At 40.4% G+C, this 4797-nt stretch carries 5 protein-coding genes; 3 read left to right on the top strand and 2 right to left on the bottom strand.

Features of this window, described 5'->3' with window-relative positions; genetic code table 11:
- The first annotated feature begins 294 nt into the window (after positions 1 to 294).
- The 3 genes from pepV to A5875_RS20295 all read left to right on the top strand — a co-directional run bounded on the left by pepV (position 295) and on the right by A5875_RS20295 (position 4076).
- Positions 295 to 1713, top strand: coding sequence for a dipeptidase PepV (gene pepV, locus A5875_RS20305; protein ID WP_088935380.1), 1419 nt, complete (start codon positions 295 to 297; stop codon positions 1711 to 1713).
- Positions 1714 to 1798: 85 nt separating this feature from the next.
- On the top strand, positions 1799 to 3718 hold the full coding sequence (locus A5875_RS20300; RefSeq protein WP_088935379.1) for an OPT/YSL family transporter: 1920 nt from the start codon (positions 1799 to 1801) through the stop codon (positions 3716 to 3718).
- Entirely contained in the window at positions 3711 to 4076 is a 366-nt protein-coding gene (locus tag A5875_RS20295) for a PqqD family protein (protein WP_088935378.1), read from the top strand. The genes A5875_RS20300 and A5875_RS20295 overlap by 8 nt, the downstream gene beginning before the upstream one ends.
- A gap of 42 nt (positions 4077 to 4118) precedes the next feature.
- Here the strand turns inward: A5875_RS20295 and A5875_RS20290 are convergent, their stop codons facing one another.
- Together A5875_RS20290 and mazE are read right to left on the bottom strand one after the other, a co-directional pair.
- On the bottom strand, positions 4119 to 4487 hold the full coding sequence (locus tag A5875_RS20290; protein ID WP_088935377.1) for a type II toxin-antitoxin system PemK/MazF family toxin: 369 nt from the start codon (positions 4485 to 4487) through the stop codon (positions 4119 to 4121).
- A complete protein-coding gene (gene mazE / locus A5875_RS20285; RefSeq protein ID WP_088935376.1) occupies positions 4487 to 4708 on the bottom strand; it encodes a type II toxin-antitoxin system PemI/MazE family antitoxin in 222 nt (73 codons plus the stop codon). Before mazE ends, A5875_RS20290 begins: the two co-directional genes overlap by 1 nt.
- Positions 4709 to 4797: the final 89 nt, after the last annotated feature.

The raw sequence follows: 4797 nt of genomic DNA, 5'->3' as shown, positions 1-4797 counted from the left end.
AAATGATAGTTGTTTCACAATGACTTATGAATAAAAATACGGTATAATGCTGATTTGGGAGGTGAAACAAACTGCGGAATTAGGAATCATAGAATAACATTTCCATCATTCATGAGCGGACTTTTCCGTTGATTGTTTTGACGTATTGCACCCATAAAAGGGACCGTAAATTCGTCTTTTGAAGAAAGTTATTCTAAGCTGTCAAAATTTGAAACTATATTTAGACATGATCTTTCTAATGAATCTAACAGGTTTAACGACTTGTTATAAAAAAAAGAAAGCAGGGATTAAACAATGACAATTGATTGGCAAAAAGAAGTAGAAGCACGCAAAGACGACTTAATGAAAGACTTAGGCGATCTTATCCGTATCAACAGTATCCGCGACGTGGAACATGGAACAAAAGAAGAACCTCTTGGACCTGGACCAGCTGCCGCATTACGTAAAGTATTAGAATTTGGCGACCGCGATGGTTTCGTTACGAAAAATATCGAAAACGTAGCCGGCCATATCGAATATGGTGACGGAGAAGAAATGTTTGGGCTTTTAGGACACGTGGATGTAGTTCCTGTCGACGATAACTGGGATACAGATCCATTTGAACCAGTGATCAAAGATGGAAAATTATACGCACGTGGGTCAGCCGATGATAAAGGACCTTCAATCGCTGCTTATTATGCAATGCGAATTATCAAAGATTTAGAATTACCAATTTCTAAAAAAATTCGCTTCATCTTCGGTACTGATGAAGAAAGCGAATGGGTAGGAATCCACCGTTATATGGAAGTGGAAGAAATGCCTAAAGTTGGTTTTTCTCCAGATGCACAATTCCCAATCATCAATGGTGAAAAAGGTATCTTATCTTATGAAGTGACTTTTGCAAACAAAGACAACGCTGAATCTGGCGATTTTGATCTTGTAAGCTTCAAATCAGGTTTACGTACCAACATGGTACCCGGCGATGCAACAGCAGTTCTTAAAGTCAACGACGAAGCAAAAGTCGCTGATGTAAAAGCTGCATTTGATGCATTTGTTGAAAAATCTGACATCAAAGGCGAGTTTGCTGAAAACAACGGCGAAATCACAATTACTGTGATCGGTAAAGGTGCTCACGCACAAGAACCAAAATTCGGCGTGAACTCAGCAACATTCTTAGCAGCATTCTTAGCTGACTATAAACTTGACGGCAATGGTGCTAACTACATTCAAACCATTTCTGAATATATGCACTTAGATTACAACGGTAAGAAAATCAATGCTTACACTAAACACGATGTAATGGGCGAAACAACTTCATCAGCGAACTTGTTCGACTACAGTGCAGACGGCGACAAAAAAGTTACATTAAATGTTCGTCATCCAGAAGGCATCACAAAAGATATCATCTTAGCCAACATGGAAGAAGTCCTTAAAGATGCAGGCGTTTCAATCGCGATCATTGGTGACGTGAAAACTCCTCATTATGTTCCAGCAAGTGATCCATTAGTGAAAACATTATTGGACGTTTACGAAGAACATACAGGTCTTGAAGGCCACGAAGAATCAATCGGCGGGGGTACTTACGGTCGAATCCTAGAACGTGGTGTCGCATACGGCGCAATGTTCCCAGGTGAAGAAAACGTAATGCACCAACCAAACGAATTTATGCCTATTGATAGCTTGTTCAAAGCAACAGCTATTTATGCTGACGCTATTTATCGCTTAGTTAAATAGTAGGTACTGAGGGACAGGAATCCTGTTTTTTGCAGGGTTCCTCATCTCATTGGGAAATGATAGTAAGGAAGGAATTACAAAGATAATGAAAAAACTCTCAAAAGACGCTTTTGGTGGAGTAGCAGGGAAAGATTATGTCCCGTATGTAGCTGATAAGCCTAAAAAAGCAGGCTCGCCAATCATTATGATTTTAGGTATTTTACTGGCTGCACTATTTGCTGCATCGACTGCTTATTCAGGTATGAAGGCTGGTTTGACTGTAGCAGCAGGTATTCCAGGTGCAATTATTGGATCAGGGCTAGTCGCTCTATTTGTAAAACCTAGAACCATTTTAGGTAAGAACTTATTGCAATTGATGTCAAGTGGTGGGGAATCTGTAGCCTCTGGTATGATTTTCGTATTGCCGGCCGTAATCTTAGTCGGCGGTAAAGTGAACTTCATCGAAGGTGTTGGTTTAGGTATCGGTGCTGTTTTACTAGGTGTCGGTGTTTTCTCAATCGTTCAAGATTACATGCTTGTAAGTGAACACGGTAAACTGGTTTATCCAGAAGCAATGGCTATTTCTGAAACGTTAGTCGCTTCTGATACTGGTGGCGATTCGCTTAAATATATGGGGATCGGTTTTGGTATCGGCGGTGTGCTAACTGCTTTAACTGGTTCTGTATTTGGTATTATGAATAACGTTGTCAGCTATGTAAACGAAAGCTTCTACAAATGGAAATTTGAAACAGAAGTAAACCCATTATTAACGGGTATTGGTTTCATCGTTGGGATGGACGTTTCTGTCTTGATGTTTGCTGGTTCGATCTTAGCGAACTTCGCGATTGCGCCATTACTTGGTTACTTCATGGAAATGGCTAACAGCAATGCCCATGTTTGGGACAATGCTTCTCAATTATTGAGTGCATCAAACTTTGCTGTGATCTCTGGTTCTTATGTTAAATACATCGGAGCTGGTATGATGATCTCTGGTGGATTGATCGGCGCGATCAAATTGATCCCAACAATCATTTCATCAATCTCTGCAACTATGAAGGGCCGTAAAGACGGTGTTGAACAAGAAGGCGGCGGTATGCTGCCATTGATCATCGGCGCTGTTGTTGGTATCGTAATGGGCTTTGTCATCACTGGAAGTGTGGCAATGGCACTTGTGGGCGGCATATTATCAATCATTTTAAGCTTCCTATTCGTTATCGTTGCAGGTCGTTTAACTGGTACGATCGGTACATCAAACTTGCCAGTATCTGGTATGACGATCGCTTCAATGGTTATCTTGACGCTAGTCTTTGTTATGATGGGCTGGACTTCAGCTGAAAATACACAACAATTATTAATGTTTGGTACATTTATCGTGTTAGCGATCTCTGTAGGTGGTGGTTACTCTCAATCACAAAAAGTTACTTTTGTAATGGGCGGAAACTTCAACGAAGGCCGTCGCTACTTCTTGATCTCTAACATTGTCGGTGTGGTAATCGTTACTGGTATGATGGTAATCTTATCTCCACAATTAGCAATTACTGGATCAAATCCTCCATTCGGTTTGCCGCAAGCGAATTTGATGGCGACATTAACTTCAGGAATTACGTCTGGATCACTTCCATGGCATATGATCATCGCCGGTGTTGCAATGGGTGTTGTTTTACACTTCATGAAAGTGCCGATCATGACCTTTGCGATTGGTTTCTACTTGCCAATTTCTACAACTTCAATCATCTTAGTCGGTGCGTTGATCCGTCAATTGATCGATGTATTGAACAAAAAAGAAACAGAAGAAGTTGCAGAAGAACGTATTACTTTAGGTGTCAGCTTGTCATCTGGTTTGATCGCTGGTGGTTCAATCATCGGTTTGATCGGAATCATTTTACAAGTAACAGGTGTGGTAACTCCTGGAACACCAACAGGCTTCTTAGGATCTAATGGTGCAGCATTCTTGCTGCTTGCGATCTTAGTTGCTGCGATCATTATTCCGCTATTGAGTGTGAAGAAAGTGAAACACAATGACTAAAGAACAGCCAAATGCTGTGAATCCTGAAACGGAAGAGCTGTTAAAACGCGTCTACTGTCTCAAAGAAGATCTGCATTATGAAGTACGTGACGGCATCGTTTTTGTCATCACGGAACAAAATGCTTGGATCCAACGAGTCTTACGCAAGATTCATTATAAGATCCCAGAAACTACTGAGATGGAGCTGGACAAATACGGCAGCTTTATTCTTCAGCAGGTTGATGGCAAACGGACGGTCAAGGAAATTGGTGAAAACCTCGGCGCAGCCATCGAAGAAGCCAATGATCAATTGTACGATCGTTTGTTGATCTATTTGCATCATTTAGAGAAGAATGAAAAATATATCGAATTAGTCTAAAGAAACCCACTTCAAGCAGTCGCTTGAAGTGGGTTTTTCTTTTTACTCACTTAATAACTCAGAAAAGTTGAAAATCATGCTGACAAGATGTGCAGCTTCTCCTAGTTCAGTCAATGTAGCGGCTTCAACAAATTGTACACCCCGCCGTCGATCAGTATAGTCCAATGTTTTTACTTGTAAAGGGTTGATATACCCGTGTGTTTTGTGGGTTTCATCTAAGGGGATAAAATGATCCTTTTTTGTACTAGTAATTGGACACACAGCGACCATCCCTGTTACAGAATTATAAACATCGGAACTTATTACGAGTGCTGGCCGTTTCTTTTGAATTTCACGACCTACGCTGGGATTGAAATTAATAATGATGATATCCCCTTGTTTGGGTGTATACCCTTTTAAACTGTAGTTCACTAGATCATTTCCTTTCCGACAGGAGCGTCATCAGGGAACTTCGGACCAGCATCAATCGTTTCTCCTTTTGCAAAAGCTTCTTCAAAAATATTGCTTTTTTTCTTAATGAAGGTAATAGAATCATTTTTACCTTTAACTGCAATGTAGTCAATATTTTCTTCTATTCCAAACTTAGTAGGGACAGTTAAAACAATGGCATTTCCTTGACGTCTTGTTTTCATGATAAAAACCTCCATCCTTTTAGTCGCTATCAGTATACCACCTCCATAAAGTGAATACAATGTAATCACTTTATGGAGGTGGTATTACG

Origin of the sequence: Enterococcus sp. 3H8_DIV0648 (assembly GCF_002140655.1) — a bacterium.
GTDB lineage: Bacteria > Bacillota > Bacilli > Lactobacillales > Enterococcaceae > Enterococcus_A > Enterococcus_A hulanensis.
This window is presented reverse-complemented; position numbering and strand designations above follow the sequence as displayed.

Coding starts and splice junctions, on each gene's coding strand:
- A5875_RS20295 (WP_088935378.1), top strand. CDS start 3,711: ATGACTAAAGAACAGCCAAATGCTGTGAATCCTGAAACGGAAGAGCTG.
- pepV (WP_088935380.1), top strand. CDS start 295: ATGACAATTGATTGGCAAAAAGAAGTAGAAGCACGCAAAGACGACTTA.
- mazE (WP_088935376.1), bottom strand. CDS start 4,708: ATGAAAACAAGACGTCAAGGAAATGCCATTGTTTTAACTGTCCCTACT.
- A5875_RS20300 (WP_088935379.1), top strand. CDS start 1,799: ATGAAAAAACTCTCAAAAGACGCTTTTGGTGGAGTAGCAGGGAAAGAT.